Origin of the sequence: Faecalibacterium intestinale (assembly GCF_040096575.1) — a bacterium.
GTDB lineage: Bacteria > Bacillota > Clostridia > Oscillospirales > Ruminococcaceae > Faecalibacterium > Faecalibacterium intestinale.
The window spans coordinates 51,627-72,524 of sequence record NZ_JBBMEN010000005.1 but is presented as its reverse complement, the minus strand read 5'-3'; the positions used below and the strand labels follow the sequence as shown (position 1 = coordinate 72,524).

The window sequence follows — 20,898 nt, the reverse complement described above, 5'->3', positions numbered from 1 at the left end:
CCCCTGAAAAGTGCGTAAAATCAATATTTTTGGGGACTGGACACCTCGCTTTGTGAGGAAAGCGCCAGCAACACACCAGCAACAGATTCAGAGGACACATTGGAACTACACAATGGAACATCGCAGGCCGCTTTTGTGGGAGCCTATTTGTGGGCAAGGGCAAAGGCGGCCTGCTTTGTGATACATGAAAGAGAGGACAGAACATGAGTAAGATTATCACCTGTGAACAGGTCAGCAATGGCCATCCTGATAAGATCTGTGACCAGATCGCAGATGCTATTGTGACCGACATTCTTCAGCATGACGGGCACGCCCGTGTGGCGATCGAGTGTCTGCTGAAAAAGAGCCAGCTCTTTATTGCTGGCGAGGTCACCACCGACTACCGGCCAAACTACAACCAGATCGTCCATGATGTGTTCAATCGCATCGGCGCCGAAAAGCTGGGGTGGAACCTGACCGAGCTTCTTCGCATCGGCATTCTGGTGGACAAGCAGTCCCCGGACATTGCACTGGGTGTGGACAAGGGCGGTGCCGGTGACCAGGGCATCATGTATGGCTACGCCACCAACGAGACAGCAGAGCAGATGCCAATCCCGTACATGGTTGCCACCAAGTTCCTGCAGCTGCTGAAGAACCATCCGTCCAAGATGTTCCGAGCAGATGCCAAGGCGCAGGTCAGCTACGATTACGACACCGGCCGAATCACCACCTTCCTCTGCTCCGTGCAGCACAGCCCGGATGTGGAGGTCAGCGACTTCCGGCATATCATCGAATCCATGATGGTGCTGGCCGCCTGCGAGTACGGTCTGGATGGTGACTTCACGAAGCTGGTTAATCCGACCGGTCGTTTCGTGCTGGGCGGCAGCTATGCCGACTGTGGTGTGACTGGCCGGAAACTGGCGTGCGATACCTACGGTGGCATCGGTCGCATGGGCGGTGGTGCGCTGAGTGGGAAAGACCCCACCAAGGTAGATCGCTCCGCAGCTTACATGGCACGGAAGATTGCAAAGGACATCGTGCAGGCGGGCTACGCTGACAAGTGTGAAGTCCAGCTGGCCTACGCCATTGGTGTGGTACAGCCGGTGGGTGTGTCGGTGGAGTGCTTCGGTACGGATCACCAGTCCCTTGACTTCATCGAAGCCTACGTCCATGACAGCTACGACCTGACCCCGCAGGGTATCATCAAGCGGCTGGGACTGCTGGATGTAGATTACAACAAGGTCAGTGCTTACGGTCACTTCGGCAAGGCTGGTCTTCCGTGGGAGGACTGACCCATGCCGTACAGACCAAAGACACCGTGCCGTCATCCCGGCTGCCCGGAGCTGGTGGAAGCCGGCCGGCTCTACTGTGAGAAGCACCTGCCTCTCCACCCGGAAGTCACCCGTCCGGCAGCGAAGCGTGGATACAACAGACGGTGGCAGAAAGCCAGAAAGTCGTATCTGGAAGCACATCCGCTCTGTGTGCAGTGTGCCAAGCAAGGCAAGTACGTCCGGGCAACGGTGGTGGATCACATCATTCCGCACCGTGGTGACCAGAAACTTTTCTGGGACCAGAACAACTGGCAGTCGCTCTGTAAGAGCTGCCACGATAAGAAGACGCTGACCGAGGACATCAACCCGACCTACACCTACTGACACCCCCACCGGGGCCGGGGTCACTTCTCTACAGTGAAGTCACACGGAGACCGGTGGCCCCTTTTGCGTGAAAAACCGCAAAATTCATAGGCCGGGGGTCAGAGGAATAACGACGCAAAATGAAACAGGAAAATGTTCAGGCATCGGAGCTTCGGTTCCGGTGCCATTCTTTTTCCCCGAAATGAACCAAAGTGTGTGAAACCTCTCGTAAACAGGGAGCTTTCGCACATTTTAGCTTGTTCCGGGAGGAGCAGGGGCGAGCGGGAATCGGCCGTCGCAACAACGATCCAACCTGGCGGGGCAGTGCCGATTTCAACTTCGCTGCTTTTCGTATGTATTTTGAAATTTTTCTAAGAAACCGCCGAAGAAACGGCGAAAAATGAGAGTGAGGTGAGGGCAGATGGAAGATTACACGGCTGAGATGATTAGGGACATGGCTTTTTCCTTCTGCCCTCAGTGCGGTACGGCAATCGTACCAAACCATAAAGGCAGACCACGGAAGTTCTGCTCACCGGAATGCCGGTCACGGTGGAACAACACCCATCCAAAGCCGGAGAACTGGAAGACCGTGCGGTCGAAGATCTGCCCGGTGTGCGGCAGGGAGTTTTCCTACCGGCACCAGTATGGTCTGGAACGGAAATATTGCAGCCGTGCCTGTGCAAACAAAGGACGCTGGAAGGAGGGCGATGCAAATGGAAGAACCGCTGAACATAGAACGTAATGTGGTAAAGAACGGTGTCCGGCTGGACTGTGTGTTTGAGGGCTATGAGTACCGCCCGGAGAGGGAAGAAGTCCGAAGCCAGCGGCTTGCCGGGTTTGAATGTGTGGAGATCGCAGAAAACACCGGGTTGTCTTTGGAACAGGTCACGGATTACTGTCGGGAACTGGGTCTGCCGGAAACGGGGAGCTGCCAGTTACAGCCGTCGGATGGGTCGAGGGAACGGCACTGTCCGGTTTGTGGACGCATTCTCGTGCAGAGAGGGAACAGTGGTCGGAGACGGTTCTGTTCTCCTGAGTGCCGGGAGGAATATTACAGGCAGCATAAGTCTTTTAGGATCGCGGTCTGTAAAAACTGTGGAAGGGAGTTCCATGCCGTAGATGAAGGAAAACGGCAGCGGAAGTTCTGCAGTCTGAATTGTTACTGGGATTATCGATACGGGATGAAGGGAGTGGATGAGGATGAGTAAGATTATCGGTGTGTTTCCGATGTTCAACACCGGGGGTATCTGTGTACATGCGATTGACGATGCGGAAGATAAGGTCCTGGCATCCGTGAACGGGGAAAACCCGGAATGGTACGAGATGGCTGAACATCCGCAGGAAGATGGAGATGAGATGGAGTCGGGCTTTTTGTTCGGCTCCTTTTTCGTGCCGTTCTCCGGGGTCATGCGCATGTGAATCTGAATTAGGAGGGCTTACATGAAAGCGACTGCTGAACTGAAGATGCTGCCGGTGTCCGTACTCAAGCCGGCCGCATACAATCCCCGGAAAAAGCTGAAGCCGGGGGATAAAGAGTACGAGAAGATCAAGAACTCCATCACGGAGTTCGGGTTCGCAGATCCTTTGGTGGTCAATGCCGACATGACGATCATCGGCGGCCACCAGAGACTGACTGTTGCAATGGAACTGGGCTATACCGAAGTGCCTTGTGCGGTGGTGGACATCGACAAGACCAGGGAAAAAGCCCTGAACATTGCGCTCAACAAGATCACGGGTGCATGGGATGATTCCCTGCTGGCTGATCTTTTGAAGGACATCGAAGATTCCAACTTCGACCTTGGCAAGACCGGCTTTGAGCCGCCGGAGATTGAGACCCTGTTCAACAAGGTCCACAGCAAGGAGGTCAAGGAAGATGACTTTGATGTGGAATCCGAGCTGAAACAGCCATGCTTCTCCAAAGAGGGCGACCTCTGGCATCTGGGTAAGCACATCGTTCTGTGCGGGGATTCCACCAAAGCGGAATGCTATGACACCCTGATGGACGGAACCAAGGCAAATCTGGTCCTTTCCGATCCCCCTTATAACGTGGATGTGGAAGAGACTGCCGGTAAGATCATGAATGACAACATGGACGATTCGGAATTCTACCAGTTCCTTCTGGCAGCGTTCCAGCAGATGCACGGCCATCTTGCAGACGACGGTTCCATCTACATCTTCCATGCAGATACGGAAGGGCTGAACTTTAGAAAGGCATTCAAGGATGCCGGGTTCTACCTGTCCGGGTGCTGTATCTGGAAGAAGAATGCGCTGGTGCTGGGCCGTAGTCCTTACCAGTGGCAGCACGAGCCGTGTCTTTACGGCTGGAAGCAGAAGGGAAAGCACCAGTGGTATTCCGACCGGAAGCAGACGACCATCTGGGAGTACGACCGGCCGAAGTCCAACAAGGACCATCCGACCATGAAGCCCATCGGCCTGATGAGCTATCCGATCCGCAACTCTACTATGACCAACGGCATCGTCCTCGATCCGTTCCTGGGCAGCGGCTCGACCCTGATCGCCTGTGAGGAGACCGACCGTGTGTGCCGGGGCATCGAGTTGGACCCGAAGTTCGTGGATGTGATCGTGAAGCGGTACATCGAACACAGCGATGGTCACTACGATGATGTGTATGTCATCCGTGACGGCCAGAAGCTGAAGTTCGAGGAAGTGGCGACCTTCGAGCCGGAAAGCGAGGATGCCGATGCCTGATGTAAAATGCGTCCTCATCCATGACAACTTCCAGAATTTCAAGTCCTATAACATCCCCAAGGCGCAGCTGGTGATCGCAGACATTCCGTACAACATCGGTACAGATTTCTATGCCAGCCGGCCGGACTGGTATGTGGATGGCGACAACAAAAACGGGGAGAGTAGCAAGGCGCGGAAGGCGGCATTCAATACCGATTTCACCTTCAACATTGCAGAGTATTTCCACTTCTGCAACCGCCTGCTGAAGAAAGAACCCGGCACAGGAGAGAAGGATGCGCCGTGCATGATCGTGTTCTGTGCGTTTCAACAGATCCCGAAGGTGATCACCGAAGCAGAGAAATACGGTTTCAAGAATTATATCCCGCTGGTGTTTTGCAAGAACTACAGTCCGCAGGTTTTAAAGGCCAACATGAAGATCGTGGGTGCAACGGAGTATGCTCTGGTTCTGTACCGGGGAAAGCTCCCGAAGTTCCGTAATCTCGGTGAGGACGGAAAGCCCCATATGATCTTCAACTGGTTTGACTGGAAGCGGGATGGCAGGGAATATCCGAAAATCCATCCTTCCCAGAAACCGATCTCCGTGCTGAAACGACTGATCGAGACCTTTACAGATGAGGGCGATGTGGTCATTGACCCCTGCGCCGGCAGCGGCTCCACGCTGAGAGCAGCAAGAGAACTGGGGCGCAACAGCTACGGATTTGAAGTATCCAGAGACTTTTACCAGAAAGCAAATGAGCAGATGCTCGGAGAGGAGGTCGCCGGATGAGCACAGAACAGAATAAGACTTTGACCCTCGGCAGCCTCTTTGATGGCTCCGGGGGTTTTCCATTGGGCGGTCTGTTGACCGGGCAGATCACTCCGGTGTGGAGCAGCGAGATCGAGCCGTTTGCCATCCGGGTCACGACCAAACATCTGCCGCAGGTGAAGCACTACGGAGATGTGTCTGCCATCAGCGGAGCAGACCTGCCTCCAGTGGACATCATCACTTTTGGGAGTCCCTGTCAGGATATGTCCATCGCCGGTAAGCGGGACGGTCTGGATGGTTCACGGTCCAGTCTGTTTTACGAAGCAATCCGAATCGTGAAGGAAATGAGGTGTAAGACCAATGGAGAAAAACCAAGATTTATCGTGTGGGAGAATGTGCCAGGGGCCTTCTCCTCAAACAAAGGGCAGGACTTCAAAGCAGTCCTCGAAGCCGTCATCGGTGTTAAAGAACCGGCCGCCTCGGTGCCTGCGCCTGAGAAGAAAGGATGGCCCGATGCCGACTACTATGTGGGAGACGGATGGAGCGTCGCGTATCGAGTTCTTGATGCACAGTGGTGGGGCGTTCCCCAAAGAAGAAAACGTATCTACCTTGTCGCAGATTTTGCAGACCAGAGTGCCCCAAAGGTACTATTTGAGTCCGAAGGCGTGTCTCGGTATTCTGCGGAGGGCTTCCGTGCGTGGCAAAGAGCTGCCGCCGGTGCTGAAAGCGGCACTGGAGAGGCAGGCTGTAACGGAGCAGGAGGACGGATCTGTCTGAACGACCAGGGCGGCAGGCAGATGGATGTTTCCAAAGATGTGACCGGAACCCTACGGGCAGAGGAGCATGGGCATCAGCCGTGTGTTCTGGAAGCCGCCGGTTTTTGTACCGAGCATTCCGCAGATGCCAGAAGCATCGGATACGAGGAAGAGCGGTCACCGACCCTCCGAGCTGGTGTTGTGCCTGCCGCCATCGCACTGGAGAATCATCCTGCTGACAGCCGGGTGAAGATTTCCGAGGACGGTAAGGTGCAGACACTGACAAGCCGGTGTGGTACGGGTGGCGGCAATGTCCCGATGGTCATGGATGCTGTTGAAAATTCAGTGGAAAGCTCGGTGAAAGATGTTGAAAACTCCCCGGCAGTCACACTGAAAATTCGCTCCGGTTGCGAGGGCGGCGGGAAGGGAGCCATCTGGCAGGAAGAAAAGTCGGCCACCCTCGGCTGCAACAACGACCAGACACTGTTCGTTCCGAAATGCTATGGCGTCTGTTCCAAAGCCAGCCATTCCATGATGTCCGATAATCCGCACAGCGGTTTTTATGAGGCCGAAACTTCCCGGACACTGGACCGCAGCGGCGGTGACCCGACCTGCAATCAGGGCGGTATCTGTGTGGAAGAGCCGGTCGCCTTTACCCAGAACCAGAGGGATGAAGTCCGGGATCTTGGAGAAAAGTCAGCGGCACTGGCAGCAGATCCGGGGATGAAGCAGCAGACCTTTGTGGCACAGCCGGAAGATGTGACAGTCTTCCATGTGAACCAGCGCAATGAGCTGATCGATCTGCATGGTAAGTCCGGCGCTTTGATGGCGACCCGGAGTGACCAGATGCAGACCTTCGTCCTGCAGGGCAACATGATCGGCCGCAAGGATGAGAACGGTCCGCAGGGGGATGGTGTCAATGAGGATGTCTGCTTTACACTGGATGCCACTGACCGCCATGCAGTCTGCGCACCGGAGGATGTGTATGCCATGACCACCGGCTCCTATATGCAGGTGGCAAAAGAAGTCGCACCGACCCTGATGGCACGGGATTACAAAGACCCGACCACCATCGCACCGGTACCGCATTTGAACGAGGGTGTCATGGGAACGGTGGCAACCGGGGCACATCCCAGCGGCTTCAACGGGCAGGATGCTTTCAATGACCGTCTGGTCATCGACAATCCGGAAGCACAGCCCGCACCTGTGACCTATACAGTTCGCCGTTTGACACCGACCGAGTGTGCCAGACTGCAGGGCTTCCCAGACTGGTGGTGCAGAGACCTCGGAACGGAAGACCCGACCGAAGAAGAGCTGGCATTCTGGGCAGATGTGTTTGAAACGCACCGTAAGATCGTGACCCATGCCAAGAAGCCGAAAACGGAGAAGCAGATCCGGAAATGGCTGGCTGACCCGTATACGGATTCGGCCGAGTACCGTATCTGGGGCAACGGCATTTGCTTAGCCAACGCATTCTTTGTTCTGGCCGGCATCGCATGGTGTGCAGGTCTGGAAGAATAAACTGGCCCGCTATATTACTAGGTAGAAAGCGACCTGGTGATATGGTGGGCTTACATATTGGTCCTATTTACACAACAGATTTTGCGGTCCCTTGTGTAAATGGTCGAACATGAAGAATATCGGGAAATGGCCTTGCTATTCATCCGGTTTAGAGTGATATATGTGCTACCGAAAAGAACATCGGGATGCACAAAAACAAATGAACGAGAAGGAGCGATGAATCATGTTGAAATTTAAACTGAACGTAGCCGAGCGCAAGACCCTCGCAAAACGCATGGAGGAGCTGACCGGCATCCACCCTTACTATACCAAAGCACCTCTGTATTCTTACGACATCGGGAGCTACACCATCGACCGGAATGGCAACCTTCTGGTCGAGCCGGAGAATGCAGATGCCGAGCTGCTGACGACCCTGCTGAATGAGGGACTGATCCGCGGTGGCGAGAGCATTGAGAGCACGGATGACCAGATGGAAAACACGGAGCCGACCGACCATTTGGAAGAGGATCCTGTGACCGAGGATACCGAAGCAGAGACGGAGGTTTTGGACGAGCAGGAATCTGAAGATGAAAGTACCACAGAAGGGAACGAACCTGCGGAAGCCGAATCCGAGGAAGCATCGGAGCCGGATAATGCGGCAGAGGATGAGCCGGATGCAGAGGAGCCGGAAAGCGAGGAGCAATCAGAAGCAGAAGACCAGCCGGAAGAAGTGCCACTGGACTTGGAGCTTGCATTCCCGGTCAGCCAGCACAATGGTGTCACTCTCCGCAACCTGGTCAACCTTCTTTACAGCCGCGGCAAGCTCATCGGCAAGGCGACTGGCGGACACTTTCATGTGGAAGAGGGGCTGGTCGAGAAGCTGAAGGACGATAGCTGCACCTTTGCCATCATGAACTTCATAAACGCGGTCAGCGACTATGAGGCTGAGCATGGTGCTGCACTGGAAGGCCTGAAGATCACCACCGAGAAGGTCATCTTCACCGGCTTCCCGACTGCATCGGACCACGAACACCTGACGGCTTTTGCACAGCTGGCGGTGCTGATGAACCAGCAGGCGATCAGCCAGAAGCGCATCCAGGCAAAGGATGTCAACGATGAGAATGAGAAATACGCACTCCGCACATGGCTCCTGCGGCTGGGGATGAACGGTCCGGATTTCAAAGAGACACGCAAGATCCTCATGGAGAACCTTTCCGGCCATGCGGCTTTCCGCACGGATGAGGAAGCACAGAAGTTCCTTGCAAGGGAAAAGGCAAAACGGGATGCCCTGAAAGCCGCGAAACTGGCGGCACAGAACGGCGATCCTGCCACAGGGGAAACGGTCGCACCGGATACGACCCGGCCGACACAGCCCGACTGTGGGGCAGACACGGCGCAGATGCTGGAGGCGGGAGCGTAAGCTCCCAATCCCCCAATGGGGGCCGGAAAATATGCGAGACCCTCTTCCATTGTACCGATATTAGCTCTGAAAATGTACATTATCAAGCGGATAAACTGCAGAAATGTACACGATCATTCTGCCTTATATTTGTCGAATATATGTTCTTTTATATCCTTGCTATTATCCGCACCTGACGGTAATATGCACATACCGAAAGGGAAAACAAGGAAAAAACAAAGGAGAACATACCATGAACGATAAAACAAGAGAGCAGATTGAAGCCATGAAGAACCAGACCATCGGAGTTGAGATCGAGATGAACAACATCACCAGAGAAAAAGCGGCAAGAAAGGTCGCCGAGTACTTCGGAACCAGAGCATGGAACGCCGCCGGCGAGTACGGATATTACAGCTGGGCTTGCAAGGATGGACAGGGCAGGGTTTGGAAATTCCAGAGGGATGTGAGCATCTACGGACCGGACGCAGAAAAATGCGAACTGGTCACCCCGATCCTCACCTACGACGACATCGAAACCTTGCAGGAAATCATCCGGCTGCTCCGAAAGGCAGGCGCAAAGAGCGGCCCAAGCCGCGGATGCGGAGTCCACATTCACATTGGCAAAGGCGACCACACCGCAAAGACCATCCGCAACCTTGTGAACATCATGGCGGCGCACGAACAGCAGATCGGCAGAGCCATCCGGATCGATGCAGGGCGCACCGGACAATATTGCCAGGTGGTCAACCATCGCTTCCTCGACCGGCTGAACCGCGAGAAGCCGACCACCATGCACAGGCTGGAAGACATCTGGTACGAAGGCAACGGTTCCAGCTGGGAAAACCGGAATGCCCACTACAATTCAAGCCGGTACCATATGCTGAACCTCCATGCCACCTTTACAAAAGGGACCATTGAATTCCGCCTTTTCCAATTCGCAGACCCAGCGGACGGAAAGTGCAACGGACTGCACGCCGGTGAGATGAAAGCCTATATCCAGCTTTGCCTCGCAATGAGCCAGCTTGCCAAGATGGTCAGGACGGCAAGCCCAAAGCCCCAGCAGACCGACAATGAAAAGTATGCGATGCGGTGCTGGATGCTGAGGCTGGGATTCATCGGGGATGAATTTGCAACGGCAAGGGAGATCCTTCTGCGGAACATGGAGGGCAACGCATCCTGGCGGAACAAATAAGCCGGGATGCACGGGCACCTTTTGGGCGGGCAACCGCCCTTGAGGTGGTAGAAGGAGGTGCAGGTTTATGAAAAGCACGTTAAAAAATGAAAACACACCGGGTGGCAGAACCTTTAAGGTGACCATCACCGAGACCTACCAGAGAACGGTGACCATTTATGAATCCGAGATGAAAGAGCCGACCGTGGAGGAAGCACAGCGTGTGGCAGAGGACTGGTGGCAGGACAGCCAGATCGAGCTTGGGACAGAGGATTTCCAGGGCGTGGAATTCACTGGCAGGGAGGACGGTGAGGCAGATGTTTGAGTTGATCAGCCGAGTCCCATCCAGATATTATCTTGCCTACGGAAGCAACCTCGACATGGAGCGGATGGGAAAGAGATGCCCCTACGCTGTGGTGGTCGGCACGACCGAGATCAAGGGCTACCGGCTTCTGTTCAAAAAGAGCAAGACCGGCTGCTATGCCACCATCGAGCAGGATGCCAATGAAAGCGTACCTGCGGTGGTCTGGAAACTCTCGGAATACGATGAACTCCTGCTGGACCGGTACGAGGGCTGCCCACGATACTACTACAAGAAGCAGTTCCAGCTTCCGGTCTGGAACCTGAACGGGAACCGCATGAAAAAGGCAAAGCCCTGCATCGCTTATGTGATGCACGAGGACCGGCGGCTTGGCTGCCCGGATGCCGAGTATTTTGAACTGCTGCAGGGCGGATACAGCGACTGGGAGTTTCCGCTGGACACACTGAAGCGTGGACTGGCAGCCAGTATCGGAAGGGCGGAAGCCATCCGGTATCTGAAGAAGCAGCAGATGATGTAAGAGTACACGATCAAAAGCAAAAAACATTGTGCAGTATATGATGCTCATCGGTCTTGATAAATCAGGGCAGAAGAGTGATATATACCATACCGCCAGACAAGAGCGGAGAAAACCGAAGGGAGAGATTCTAATGAAAAACAAGAAATATTACATCGCCTACGGCAGCAACCTGTCGGTGGAGCAGATGGCATACCGGTGTCCGGATGCAAAAATTGCAGGACAGGCGGTGCTGGCAGGCTGGGAGCTTTTGTTCCGCGGCTGCGCCACCATCGCACCGAACCCGAAGAAGAACACGCCGGTTCTGGTGTGGGAGATCTCGGAAAGGGACGAAGGAAACCTCGACCTCTATGAGGGCTACCCGAACTACTACCGCAAGGAAGACCTGAACATTGAACTGCTCCGGGAAGAGGCAGAGCCGGAGATGGTGACCGCAATGGTCTACATCATGGAGAACGACTTCGGGCACCGCGCACCGAGCCGGTATTACTACAAAGTTCTGCATGACGGCTACAAGGCATTCCACTTCCCGATGCACATCCTCGAAGGTGCGCTGAAGGAATGCATGGATAAGGATGCCGCCCAGCGGATGATCGAGGAGGTGCAGGCATGAATTTCGCAGATCAGAAAATGGTCAAGAAGTTGAGAAAAGAGTTCCCGGTCGGATGCCGGATCGTCCTCGATGAGATGGATGACAGGCAGGCACCGCCCATCGGAACGCAGGGAACCTGCAACGGGGTCGATGATACCGGAAGCCATCTAAACGTTGCCTACGGTGCGGACAGTTGCCACCGTGTGGAAACGGATGCCGAGGTCAAGGTGTCGCTCGACCGCCTTGGTAAAACGCGACAGACCGGCCCGCGTTGCCCCAGGTGCGGAGCAAAGCCCGACTGCTACGACCATCAGCAGCAGGCACTCAGCCGAAGGGCGGACATCCAGATCTGCAACCGCTGCGGAACGGAGGAAGCATTAGAGGACATTGCATGGGGCGGACAGCAGAAGATGCATCTTGCAGACTGGGCAATCGTGAAAGGGGGCTGGGTCGAATGAAAGTTCTTCTGATCAAACCGATGGAGCATCCGCAGGTGGTTGACATTGAAAACTCCCTGAAAGAGTTCTACCGCATCCTCGACTGCGACTGCATCACAGCCACCTACCCGTGGGAAGAACGCGCCGCCCTGGTCACCGATGACAACGGTCTGTTCACCGAGAAGTCATTCAGCAGATACATCCCGGAGCTGGAGCAGCCCATCAAGGGAAACTTCTTCATCTGCGGACTGGGAGAGGAGGATTTCGCAGAACTGTCCCAGGACCTGATCCGGAAATTCAAGGAACGCTTCTGGGTGCCGGAGGCATTCGTCAGCATGTTCGGGCAGATGGCAGTCATCCAGATGGATGACGGAACGAAGCCGGAATAAGATACCGCAATCAGAAAAATACCCTCTCGGCCAGAAAAGACCGGGAGGGCTTGGTTTAACAGGAGGAGCCTATGGGACACAGAAAGATGCCTGCTTATGGCGAGAGGGAACACGGCGGCAGATACATTCTGGATGAATACGAATGGTCAAGAAACCACTGCAAGGCGGTGACCATCCGCAGATGGAAAAGGGACCTGAAAAAGAAAGCCAGAGCGCATAACCGCAGGGTGATGCATCAGGCAATGCAGGGCGAGGCCGATTAGACGGAAAATGGGGGCTTTAAAAGAATGAGAACCCCCTTCCAGTTTACTGTATATTACCTCTGGAAAGCAACAATAGCAAGGAGAACCGCCGCCATAATGTACACAAACATCTGGCAGCGGTTTTGTGTATTATACCAAACCAAAACGGGGGATACGAGGCAGAGCCCCAGCCTCTGCTGGGGAGCCTCTTGGGATTCCTTAGAAGAAATCCCTCATGCTCATGCCGACCTCGTTCAGTCGTTCCTCCATGCTGTGGTAGTGCCAATCCTCTTCCTCTTCTTCGTCATCTTCCTCAAGCTCCTCTGGGAAAGGGTCGTGCCGCCATCCGGCTTTCTGGTATTCTTCTTCCCGAATGTCGTTGCGGTCGTAAATGTCCAGCTCGTATTCTTCTTCAAGCTCTGCGATGCGGTTTTCGATTGCGTTTTCAACTTCTGTAATGGTCTTTTTCATGGTTTTTGTCCTCCGTTTTTGGTTTGGTTTTCTTTGCTTTCGTTGTGTGTATAATGCCGCAGAAACACATATATAGCAAGTCAATCAGGGGTCATATATGTACCAAACATGAGGGACGAAGATCGTTGATAATATGAGGTTTTATGGCCTTGCTATCACAGGGCAGTGACGGTAATATACAGCTACAAAAAGCAAAGGAGGACAGCAGAATGGCTGATTGGAGAACATGGAAAAAAGGAAGAAAGACAACATGGCACTGGAACGAATTCGATGGTAGCGGAAGCCGGGAAGGAATCATCACCGAGGTTCATGAAGACCACGCAATCATGGAAGCAGACGGCATGCACCTCTGGATCGACGATGACACGGCAGAGATGTTCAACTAAGAAAAACGGGGAGGGAAACTTCCCCGGATAAACACATAAATCCACCAGTTCAGGGCGCAGATGATCGTGTACTTTAGCCGCTTGATAGTGTCCGGCAGTGACGGTAATATACAGCTACCAAAACGAAAGGGGCAAAGAACATGGAACGCTACACTTACGAGATTATCTTTACACGGCTGGATGGACAGCCGGATGAAATCCAGCAGCACACCAGCGAGGAGCTGGCAAGAGAATGCTTCCGGCTTTTCGATGAGCCGGACAGCGCAGAGATGTACAGCAAAATCGAACTTAGCTGCCATGACTGGGAGACAGGCATGGATGAGATTCTGGAAACGATGACATTCTGAGGAGAAAAAAACATGACCTACACAAAAATCAGCCTTTACCTTGCAAACGGAATTCCAGAGGCACTCAGCAACCTCTGGTACGGAAGCGACAGCGCGGTGGTCGAGATCAGGGATGCCGTTGAGGATGCGAAGAACGGCAAGGACCTTCTGAACCGCATCCAGAAGATGAAGCTCCTGCGGAAATTCACCCTCGACAGGGAGAACGACAAGCGCATCCGCTTCAAGGGAACGGACTGCTGGGGCAACGTAAGCTACCTTGAAATCATCCGCTAAAGGCAAGACCGACAGGCGCAAGGGGTTGGAAATGACCAGCCTTTTGCTCGTGTCTGTCTTCCGAAAGCTGGCATGAGAAGCACATAAATATGGCAATTACAGGATTGAATGATCGTGTAGTTTAGCCGCTTGATAGTGCTCCGAGGGGACGGTAATATACAGTCACCGAAAGGGGAAAACAACAAAAACGGAGGATACGACAATGACGAAGAACGAAGAACGCATCAATAAACTTTTCAAGGAACTGGTACCGGAGACGGGCAAGGCAGACAGCCTCGCAGGGGAGCTGGTAAGGGCAATGAGCCGCATCGGATACCGCTTTTACAACGATGGCGACCAGCTGGGCATCGGCTACGGCAAGGAAACCTGCAACCCTGCAGGGCGGTTCCTTGGAGTCAAGGGCAACGACAAAATCGCAAAGCTGACTGCAGATGCCTGGGCAGTCTACAGCGAGGAAGCCTACGAAAAGGTTCTGGACATCCTTTGCGGAGCGGTTGCCGACTATGTCGAGCAGAACCCAGACCTTAGAAACCAGCCGACTGAAGATATGTGGGACTTCAAAGATGAGGAAGAAGACCAGGATGACAGCTGGGATGAAGAGGAAGATGACTGGGACGAAGAGGAAGATTACGAGGACGATGAAGACTACTAAGCCAGAGAAACACATGGGGCTTGCCGGAAACGGCGGCCCTTTTCTTCTGCCGTAATACGCACAGTTCCGGGGGAACATATTTGTGTAGTATAGCCGCTTGATAGTGTGTGACATAGACGGTAATATGCACATACCGAAACGGAAAACCAAGAAAAACGGAGGAAACCACCATGAAGAAGAACATCACCAAGGAAGAGGAAAAAGCCCTGCTGGAGATCGCCAAGCGCCTGATGGCAGCGGTAGACAGCCGGGGCGACCTCGAAGCCCGCGATAATGACAGCGAGGACTTCATTGAGGTTCCGGTCTGGGGCATCCAGAAAGCAATGGAAGAAGCCTACCTGCTGGGACGGATGACCAGATAAACCGACAGCCCCCGACACAGCCCCACACAGGGGCTTGTGCCATGGGTGGCAAAACGATCCGAATGAACCGACAACGTCCAACACAGGGGCAGATGTGGCGGCGTGGATGCGCCAGAAAGGAGAAGCACATGGAAGAACGGATGATGGATACCATCGTGGAAATCTACAACCACATGGACGACAGCGATAAGGATGCCTTCACGCTGGAGGATGCCGAAGATATGGTGGAAGACCAGATCAGGATGGATAAGGAAGCCGGACGGGAACCGCTGGCATATGACCCGCAGTTCTTCTACGATACCATTGTGGAACTCATGGAACAGGATGCAGAGTGATGTACATTCTGCTTGGTATTCCGGGCAGAAGATCGTGTACTTTAGCCGCTTGCTATCTGCTGCACCTGACGGTAATATGCACATACCGAAAGGGGAAAGCCCCAAGGAAAAAACGAAAACACGGAGGAATTCACCATGAAAAAGCATTTGATCGACTTCCCGGAAAACAACATCAGCATCGAGAGCTTCTACGACCGGCTCAGACCTTGCTACGATAGCATCATGCAGTTTAGTGACCGGGTTCTGGTTGCCCAGATGAACTGGAATGGCATGCTGGAGGGAGCGGTATACGGCTTTGTGGAAGACCCGGAGGAAGGCTGGTCACCGATTGAATGCCGGCTGGAACTTCTGAAGATTTCCGATGAGACCTACACGGATGCCGGTCACGCAATCGAGTGGTGCATCAGGAACGCACACTGAAAAAGGGCAGAGCTCCTTCGGGGGCTTTTGCTCGTAGTGGTGGATTCTTCCAGTGTGGAAATACACATAAATCCGACAAAAAGAGGTGTGTAGGATTGTGCAGCATAGCCGCTTGCTATGTCCGGGCAGTGACGGTAATATACAGTCACAACGAAGGGGAAAGCCCTACGGAAAACAAAACACACGGAGGATACAGACCATGACGAACAAAGCAAAAACCTACCTTAAGAACATTCAGGGAGCCGACACCGAGAAGAAGCTAATTGGCATCGAGATCGCCTTCAAGCAGGACATGACCCTCAGCTGCAGCGACCTCGGAAGCCTTTGCAGGGCGGCAGAAGACAGGCGGTACAGCCTGCGTAACAATGAGGAAACGCTGAAGCTGAAGCAGATCCTTTTCTTCCGGACGAAAGCGGAGATGGACGCCTACCACGACATGAGCCGCAAGCCGGAAGACCGGACGGAAGCGGAGATCGAGCAGCAGAGAAGCCGCTTCTGCAGCGTCTGGCAGGTCATCGAGGAAGCGGAGCTGGTCGATGAATACGAGGCTTGGAAGGAAGCCAACCCCAACGCCTAACAGCACCCAAAATGTACACGCCCCGAAAAGGGGCTGTGCCTCGTATCCGATGTGTTTTATATAAAGTTGCCGAAATGGGAAACTATTTGTTAGTTATACAGAAAAATTTCTTGCTTAGGAAAATGATATTTCGAGGACTTCTTTGGAGGTCCTTTTTCTTTACCCATTTTTGCAGAAAGGAGGAGATGCCAATGGCTACCAGAGGCAGAAAACCAAAGCCGACCGCCATGAAGGAACTGGAAGGTAATCCGGGCAAGCATCCGCTGAACACCAGCGAACCGAAGCCCAATAAGAAAGCACCGGCCTGTCCGAAGTGGCTGGAGCCGGAAGCAAAGAAAGAGTGGCGTAGACTTGCCAAACAGATGGAAGCCATCGGCATCCTGACCGAAGTGGACATGGCGGCCTTTGCCGGTTACTGTCAGGCGTATGCCCGATGGAAGGAGGCAGAGGAGTTCATCACCCAGCACGGCACTATCGTCAAGACCCCGTCCGGGTACTGGCAGCAGGTGCCGCAGGTGTCCATCGCCCAGACCTATCTGAAGATCATGAACAAGTTTGCAGAGCAGTTCGGTCTGACCCCGTCCTCCCGAAGCCGGATCATTGCTTCGGACGGCGGTCCTGCGGATGCAGCTGATGAGATGGAGAATCTGCTGGGAGGAGGTGGAAGCTGATGGCAGAGTGCAGACCCCAAAACTATCCGAAACTGAAGGACTACAAACCCAGCCGGTTCATGCTTCCGACCTGCCATTACGATGCCGCAAAAGCAGACCGGGCAGTGACTTTTATCGAAAACCTGCGTCATACCAAAGGCAAGTGGGCGGGCAAGCGGTTCTGGCTGCTTCCTTGGCAGGAGCAGATCATCCGGGATGTGTTCGGCATCGTGGACGAAAAAGGGAACCGTCAGTTTCGCACGGCTTATGTCGAAATCGGCAAGAAAAATGGAAAATCCGAGCTTGCCGCTGCGGTGGCCTTGTATCTGCTTTTTGCCGATAATGAGCCATCTGCCGAAGTCTATGGTGCGGCGGCTGACCGCCAGCAGGCATCCATTGTTTTTGATGTTGCCCACCAGATGGTGCAGATGACCCCGGCACTTTTGAAACGGTGCAAGATCATGGCAGCCACCAAGCGCATCGTGAACTACGGGAACGCAGGATTTTATCAGGTTCTGTCTGCCGAAGTTGGTACGAAGCACGGTCTGAACGTGTCAGGTCTGGTGCTGGATGAGGTTCATGCCCAGCCAAACCGAAAACTCTACGATGTCCTTACCAAAGGTTCCGGTGATGCCCGTGAGCAGCCGTTGTTCTTCCTGATCACCACGGCCGGCACGGACAAGGAGAGCATCTGCTACGAGCTCCACATGAAAGCACTTGACCTGTTGGCCGGACGCAAGATCGACCACACCTTCTACCCCGTGGTCTACGGTTTGACCGATGAGGATGATTGGCACGATGAAGCCAACTGGTATAAAGCCAATCCCTCTCTCGGCCAGACCATCCAGATCCAGCGTGTCCGGGATGCATACCAGGAAGCACTGGATAACCCGGCAGAGGAGAACGTGTTCAAGCAGCTCCGTCTGAATATGTGGGTGTCCTCGTTGACCCGGTTTATACCGGAACACATCTACAACCTCGGCAATCAGCCAATCGATATGGAAGCCCTCAAAGGCCGTGACTGTTATGGAGGACTGGACTTGTCCAGCACCGGAGATATCACGGCTTTTGTGCTGATGTTCCCGCCCAGAGTTCCAGAGGAGAAGTACATCATGCTTCCGTTTTTCTGGATACCGGAGGATACGATCCCCCAGCGGGTGCGCAGGGCATCCGTTCCGTATGATGTCTGGTATCAGCAGGGCTACCTGATGGCGACAGAAGGCAATGTCATCCACTACGGATTTATTGAAAAGGTCATCGAGGAACTAGGCAAGACCTACCATATTTTAGAGATTGCCTTTGACCGATGGGGAGCCGTGCAGATGACCCAGAATCTTGAGGGGATGGGATTCACAGTCGTTCCTTTCGGTCAGGGCTTTAAAGATATGAGCCCGCCTACCAAGGAGTTCTACAAGCTCCTGATGGAAGGCAGGATCATCCACGGCGGCAATCCGGTTATGGCATGGATGGCGGGGAATGTGGTCGTGGATACCGACCCGGCTGGCAACATCAAGCCGACCAAGGCGAAGTCGCCGGAGAAGATCGATGGTATCGTCGCTGCGATCATGGCACTGGACCGCTGCATCCGAAATGAAGGTCAGCAGCAGGGAAGCGTCTACGACGAACGTGACATGATCGTTTTTTGATATGAAGATTTGGAGGAAAACACAATGAAGTATCTGATGAGTGCAGAATGGTGGAAGGCAGCCGGCATCCGTGCTGCAAAGACGATGTTCCAGACTGGTGCGGCTCTGGTCGTGACACAGATGCCCGGCGGCACTGTGGACTGGGTTGCAGTTGGCAGCGCGGCTATTGTGGCAGGTGTTGCGTCCCTTGGTACCAGCCTTGCCGGCCTGCCGGAACTGGAGAAAGGAGATAAGGCTTAATGGGATTCTGGGAATGGATGGGGTTTGAGAATCCAAGGGATTCTCCCAAAACAGAACAGCCAAAAGAAGGTCTGCCGAAGGTCACGGATAACGTCCGCGATTCCGGGCAGACCTTTGTGTTTGGACGTTCCAATGCCGGGGAGCAGGTGGATGAGAAAGCCGCCATGCAGATCCCGACTGTGTATGCCTGTGTTCGTCTGCTGGCGGAGTCCATTGCGGCACTGCCGCTGCATCTCTACCGGGTGACAGACGATAATGGAAACAAGGAAAAGGCGCGGGATCATCCGCTGTACAAGATTCTGTATCGCCAGCCCAACCCGGAGATGACATCCTTTGTCTTCTGGGAAACGCTGATGACCCATCTGCTCCTCTGGGGCAACGCCTACGCACAGATCGTCCGGGATGGCAAGAATACGGTACTGGGTCTGTATCCGCTTTTACCGGAAAATGTCGAAGTGGACCGGGATGAGAGCGGCGAGCTCTACTATATCTACCACGCATACACGGATGAAGTTCCGGGAGAGCAGAATAAAGACCTCTACTTCCGCCGGGACGAGATCTTCCATGTGCCGGGACTGGGCTTCAATGGTCTGATCGGTTTCTCACCGATCGCCATGATGAAGAACAGCCTCGGCACTTCCATTGCCGTGGATAAATACGGCTCCTCTTTCTTCAAGAACGGCGCACAGCCCAGTGGCGTGCTGGAACATCCCGGCGTTGTGAAAGACCCGAACCGTATCCGGGATAGCTGGGAGGCGGCTTATGGCGGTGCAGCCAATGCCCATCGTGTGGCTGTACTGGAAGAAGGCATGGCCTACAAACCGATCTCCCTGCCGCCGGAGGACAGCCAGTTTTTGGAAACGAAGCAGTTTTCCGTGACGGAGATCTGCCGTATCTTCCGTGTGCCTCCGCATCTGGTAGCCGATCTGTCCAGGGCGACCTTCTCCAACATTGAATACCAGTCGCTGAACTTCGTGATGCACTCCCTGACCCCGTGGCTTGTCCGCATCGAGCAGGGCATCATCAAGGATCTGTTGCTGGAGGAGGAGCAGGATACCTACTTCCCGAAATTCAATGTGGATGGTCTGCTCCGTGGCGATTACCAGAGCCGGATGAACGGTTATGCGACCGGCATCAGCAACGGCTTCCTCTCTCCAAATGATGTGCATCGTCTGGAGAACATGGATCTCATCCCGGCAGAGGAGGGCGGTGACGACTACTACCTGAACGGCGGCTATGTGAAGCTGAAAGATGCAGGGGTGGCACAGCAGAATAAAGCTGCCGCAGCCCAGCAGAATCAGCCGAAAGAAACACAGCCCGACCCGGAAGAAGAACCTGACAGCGATAATCGGCTGAGTGAGAGTAAGCCACGGAAAAATGGAAGGAGAACCCGATGAAGAAATTCTGGAACTGGATCAAAAACAGTGACGATACCAGAATCCTCCGGCTGGAAGGCCCCATCGATGAGGAATCATTCTGGGGCGATGAAATAACGCCGCAGATGTTCCGGGATGAGCTGGAATCCGGCGAGGGGGATGTGACCGTCTGGATCAACTCTCCGGGCGGCAATGTGTTCGCCGCTGCTGAGATCTATACCATGCTTAAGGACTACAAGGGCAGTATCACGGTCAAGATCGATGCGATTGCGGCATCTGCTGCATCCGTTGTGGCGATGGCCGGTGACACTGTCCAGATGAGTCCTGTTGCCATGCTGATGATCCATGACCCCAGCACCGTTGCGATGGGCAACACCAAGGACATGGAAAAGGCCATCGAGGTGCTGACCGAGGTCAAGGAAAGCATCATCAATGCCTACGCAGCGAAGAGCGGCCTCAGCCACGCCCGCATCGCCAACCTTATGAGCAATGAGACCTGGATGAATGCGAAGAAGGCGGTGGAGCTGGGCTTTGCAGACGAGATCCTCTTTGCAAAGAAAGAGGAGGAGCCGGACAGTGACCCGGTAGACCCGGAAAATCCGGAAGAAGACCCTGACAGTGAACCGGGCGAGGGCGAAGAAAAGAAGCCGTTCCAGAAGGATACGGCAGGGCACCTTTTCTCTAGCCGTCAGATGGATCTAATCGTCTTGAACCGTCTGGGTGTGAAGCCGGAAGATGTGGGGCAGAAATACACTGAACCAAAGAAACCGGATGC

At 54.1% G+C, this 20,898-nt stretch carries 29 protein-coding genes and 1 pseudogene; 29 read left to right on the top strand and 1 reads right to left on the bottom strand.

The features are described 5' to 3' along the window. Positions 1-203: 203 nt before the first annotated feature. The 16 genes from metK (at position 204) to WMO20_RS05885 (ending at position 12,409) form a co-directional block, all read left to right on the top strand. Positions 204-1,271 carry a methionine adenosyltransferase gene (gene metK, locus WMO20_RS05960; RefSeq protein WP_349186116.1) on the top strand — a complete coding sequence of 356 codons (1,068 nt, stop codon included), beginning with the start codon at positions 204-206 and terminating at the stop codon, positions 1,269-1,271. 3 nt (positions 1,272-1,274) lie between these two features. Further along, positions 1,275-1,634, top strand: a complete 360-nt coding sequence (locus WMO20_RS05955) for an HNH endonuclease (RefSeq protein ID WP_349186115.1) — start codon at positions 1,275-1,277, stop codon at positions 1,632-1,634. 400 nt (positions 1,635-2,034) lie between these two features. After that, on the top strand, positions 2,035-2,355 hold the full coding sequence (locus WMO20_RS05950) for a DUF2256 domain-containing protein (RefSeq protein WP_173702778.1): 321 nt from the start codon (positions 2,035-2,037) through the stop codon (positions 2,353-2,355). After that, positions 2,327-2,821 (top strand): hypothetical protein, encoded by a 495-nt coding sequence (locus WMO20_RS05945; protein ID WP_173702779.1) that lies wholly within the window; start codon positions 2,327-2,329, stop codon positions 2,819-2,821. The genes WMO20_RS05950 and WMO20_RS05945 overlap by 29 nt, the downstream gene beginning before the upstream one ends. Then, a complete protein-coding gene (locus tag WMO20_RS05940) occupies positions 2,814-3,032 on the top strand; it encodes a hypothetical protein (protein ID WP_173702780.1) in 219 nt (72 codons plus the stop codon). The genes WMO20_RS05945 and WMO20_RS05940 overlap by 8 nt, the downstream gene beginning before the upstream one ends. A 21-nt stretch (positions 3,033-3,053) precedes the next feature. Beyond that, the gene (locus WMO20_RS05935) at positions 3,054-4,322 is read left to right on the top strand and encodes a site-specific DNA-methyltransferase (RefSeq protein ID WP_349186114.1); all 1,269 of its coding nucleotides are present in this window, start codon (positions 3,054-3,056) and stop codon (positions 4,320-4,322) included. Continuing rightward, a complete protein-coding gene (locus WMO20_RS05930) occupies positions 4,315-5,088 on the top strand; it encodes a DNA-methyltransferase (protein ID WP_173702782.1) in 774 nt (257 codons plus the stop codon). The genes WMO20_RS05935 and WMO20_RS05930 overlap by 8 nt, the downstream gene beginning before the upstream one ends. After that, positions 5,085-7,343, top strand: coding sequence for a DNA cytosine methyltransferase (locus WMO20_RS05925; protein WP_349186113.1), 2,259 nt, complete (start codon positions 5,085-5,087; stop codon positions 7,341-7,343). The genes WMO20_RS05930 and WMO20_RS05925 overlap by 4 nt, the downstream gene beginning before the upstream one ends. A 223-nt stretch (positions 7,344-7,566) precedes the next feature. Next, positions 7,567-8,742: a hypothetical protein gene (locus tag WMO20_RS05920; protein ID WP_227200395.1), complete on the top strand. Its 1,176-nt coding sequence runs from the start codon at positions 7,567-7,569 to the stop codon at positions 8,740-8,742. Between the two features lie 232 nt (positions 8,743-8,974). After that, a complete protein-coding gene (locus WMO20_RS05915; protein WP_227200396.1) occupies positions 8,975-9,913 on the top strand; it encodes an amidoligase family protein in 939 nt (312 codons plus the stop codon). A 67-nt stretch (positions 9,914-9,980) separates the two neighbouring features. Then, entirely contained in the window at positions 9,981-10,217 is a 237-nt protein-coding gene (locus WMO20_RS05910; protein ID WP_227200398.1) for a DpnD/PcfM family protein, read from the top strand. Continuing rightward, a complete protein-coding gene (locus tag WMO20_RS05905; protein WP_349186112.1) occupies positions 10,210-10,731 on the top strand; it encodes a gamma-glutamylcyclotransferase family protein in 522 nt (173 codons plus the stop codon). Before WMO20_RS05910 ends, WMO20_RS05905 begins: the two co-directional genes overlap by 8 nt. Positions 10,732-10,861: 130 nt before the next feature. Next, on the top strand, positions 10,862-11,341 hold the full coding sequence (locus WMO20_RS05900; protein ID WP_349186111.1) for a gamma-glutamylcyclotransferase family protein: 480 nt from the start codon (positions 10,862-10,864) through the stop codon (positions 11,339-11,341). Then, on the top strand, positions 11,338-11,778 hold the full coding sequence (locus WMO20_RS05895; RefSeq protein ID WP_349186110.1) for a DUF4314 domain-containing protein: 441 nt from the start codon (positions 11,338-11,340) through the stop codon (positions 11,776-11,778). Before WMO20_RS05900 ends, WMO20_RS05895 begins: the two co-directional genes overlap by 4 nt. Next, entirely contained in the window at positions 11,775-12,146 is a 372-nt protein-coding gene (locus WMO20_RS05890) for a DUF3846 domain-containing protein (protein WP_349186109.1), read from the top strand. The genes WMO20_RS05895 and WMO20_RS05890 overlap by 4 nt, the downstream gene beginning before the upstream one ends. Before the next feature lie 71 nt (positions 12,147-12,217). Further along, positions 12,218-12,409, top strand: coding sequence for a hypothetical protein (locus WMO20_RS05885; protein WP_107000231.1), 192 nt, complete (start codon positions 12,218-12,220; stop codon positions 12,407-12,409). Between the two features lie 198 nt (positions 12,410-12,607). Here the strand turns inward: WMO20_RS05885 and WMO20_RS05880 are convergent, their stop codons facing one another. After that, the gene (locus WMO20_RS05880) at positions 12,608-12,859 is read right to left on the bottom strand and encodes a hypothetical protein (RefSeq protein WP_349186108.1); all 252 of its coding nucleotides are present in this window, start codon (positions 12,857-12,859) and stop codon (positions 12,608-12,610) included. A gap of 209 nt (positions 12,860-13,068) precedes the next feature. Between WMO20_RS05880 and WMO20_RS05875 the strand changes: the two genes are divergently transcribed. The 13 genes and pseudogenes from WMO20_RS05875 to WMO20_RS05815 all read left to right on the top strand — a co-directional run. Continuing rightward, entirely contained in the window at positions 13,069-13,245 is a 177-nt protein-coding gene (locus tag WMO20_RS05875) for a hypothetical protein (protein WP_349186107.1), read from the top strand. 140 nt (positions 13,246-13,385) lie between these two features. Continuing rightward, complete coding sequence (locus tag WMO20_RS05870; protein WP_173702793.1) at positions 13,386-13,592, top strand: hypothetical protein; 207 nt, start codon at positions 13,386-13,388, stop codon at positions 13,590-13,592. Between the two features lie 12 nt (positions 13,593-13,604). After that, on the top strand, positions 13,605-13,865 hold the full coding sequence (locus WMO20_RS05865) for a hypothetical protein (protein WP_173702794.1): 261 nt from the start codon (positions 13,605-13,607) through the stop codon (positions 13,863-13,865). Positions 13,866-14,067: 202 nt separating this feature from the next. Further along, positions 14,068-14,517: a hypothetical protein gene (locus tag WMO20_RS05860; RefSeq protein WP_173702795.1), complete on the top strand. Its 450-nt coding sequence runs from the start codon at positions 14,068-14,070 to the stop codon at positions 14,515-14,517. A gap of 170 nt (positions 14,518-14,687) precedes the next feature. After that, positions 14,688-14,879, top strand: coding sequence for a DUF6900 domain-containing protein (locus tag WMO20_RS05855; RefSeq protein WP_278543963.1), 192 nt, complete (start codon positions 14,688-14,690; stop codon positions 14,877-14,879). A gap of 128 nt (positions 14,880-15,007) precedes the next feature. After that, positions 15,008-15,214 (top strand): hypothetical protein, encoded by a 207-nt coding sequence (locus WMO20_RS05850; RefSeq protein ID WP_349186106.1) that lies wholly within the window; start codon positions 15,008-15,010, stop codon positions 15,212-15,214. Between the two features lie 135 nt (positions 15,215-15,349). After that, a complete protein-coding gene (locus WMO20_RS05845; protein WP_349186105.1) occupies positions 15,350-15,634 on the top strand; it encodes an Nmad4 family putative nucleotide modification protein in 285 nt (94 codons plus the stop codon). A 199-nt stretch (positions 15,635-15,833) separates the two neighbouring features. Further along, entirely contained in the window at positions 15,834-16,211 is a 378-nt protein-coding gene (locus WMO20_RS05840) for a hypothetical protein (RefSeq protein WP_349186104.1), read from the top strand. A 191-nt stretch (positions 16,212-16,402) separates the two neighbouring features. After that, entirely contained in the window at positions 16,403-16,882 is a 480-nt protein-coding gene (locus tag WMO20_RS05835; RefSeq protein WP_107000223.1) for a phage terminase small subunit P27 family, read from the top strand. Positions 16,883-16,941: 59 nt separating this feature from the next. Beyond that, positions 16,942-18,507 carry a terminase large subunit gene (locus tag WMO20_RS05830; protein WP_435387758.1) on the top strand — a complete coding sequence of 522 codons (1,566 nt, stop codon included), beginning with the start codon at positions 16,942-16,944 and terminating at the stop codon, positions 18,505-18,507. A gap of 24 nt (positions 18,508-18,531) precedes the next feature. Next, positions 18,532-18,747 (top strand): holin, encoded by a 216-nt coding sequence (locus tag WMO20_RS05825; protein WP_270203392.1) that lies wholly within the window; start codon positions 18,532-18,534, stop codon positions 18,745-18,747. Then, positions 18,747-20,144 carry a phage portal protein gene (locus WMO20_RS05820; protein WP_349186102.1) on the top strand — a complete coding sequence of 466 codons (1,398 nt, stop codon included), beginning with the start codon at positions 18,747-18,749 and terminating at the stop codon, positions 20,142-20,144. The genes WMO20_RS05825 and WMO20_RS05820 overlap by 1 nt, the downstream gene beginning before the upstream one ends. After that, a pseudogene (locus WMO20_RS05815) lies at positions 20,141-20,692 on the top strand (head maturation protease, ClpP-related); the annotation flags it as partial. The gene WMO20_RS05820 and the pseudogene WMO20_RS05815, both read left to right, overlap by 4 nt. Positions 20,693-20,898 lie beyond the last annotated feature (206 nt).